This is a genomic window from Neisseria sp. P0001.S005 (assembly GCF_051963715.1).
Genome location: NZ_JBQCTZ010000471.1, coordinates 1 through 751, shown reverse-complemented (window position 1 = coordinate 751; position 751 = coordinate 1). Strand labels below are relative to the sequence as shown.

1 protein-coding gene and 1 pseudogene are annotated in these 751 nt (G+C 46.2%); both read left to right on the top strand.

Going from position 1 to position 751, the window contains the following annotated elements:
- Window positions 1–194 (top strand): annotated as a pseudogene (locus ACTHSP_RS21125) (UbiX family flavin prenyltransferase); the annotation flags it as partial.
- A 53-nt stretch (window positions 195–247) separates the two neighbouring features.
- Entirely contained in the window at window positions 248–682 is a 435-nt protein-coding gene (locus ACTHSP_RS21120) for a pyridoxamine 5'-phosphate oxidase family protein (RefSeq protein WP_070843303.1), read from the top strand.
- The last annotated feature ends 69 nt before the right edge of the window (window positions 683–751 follow it).

Sequence of the window (751 nt, the reverse complement as noted above, 5' to 3'; positions counted from 1 at the left end):
GTGAAGCGCCGTTAAACTTGGCGCACATTGAAAATATGCGCCGCGTGACAGAGATGGGCGGTATCGTGTTTCCTCCCGTTCCGGCTTTATATCAGAAGCCTGAATCCATCGAAGATATGATTACACACAGCGTCTCTCATGCTTTGGACTTGTTCGGCATCATTCAAAACGATGTGCCGCGCTGGCAGGGCTGATGTTTCAGACGGCCTGAGCATAATTTCGTCTACTGCGAAGGAAGATAAAAACCATGCAAACGATTCCTGTCAATATAGTGAAGTTTTTGAGCAATCATCATGTCGTCAGTATTGCTGCTGCGGAAGAGGGCGAAGTTTGGGCAGCTTGCTGTTTTTATGTGTTTGATGAGGTGAATGCCCGATTGATTGTGCTGACATCTTTGAAAACGAAGCATGGCGGAATGATGAGTCGTTCTGCCAAAGTAGCCGGTACCATTGCCGGACAACCTGACAGCATCGCAAAAATCAGCGGCATTCAGTTTGCGGCGACTGCCGCTTTGATTGAGGATGAAGCGGATTTGAAAGCGGCGCAGTCTTTGTATTACAAAGCGCATCCTGCTGCTCGAGTGATGAAAAGCGATGTTTGGGCATTGAATTTGGACAGTTTGAAATTCACTGACAATAAATTGGTATTCGCACAAAAAACGTACTGGAATCGCGAGGATTAAGAAAAGGCCGTCTGAAAGATGAAATTTCAGACGGCCTTTGGTAATGTTACAAATTAATCGTGTCCGAGA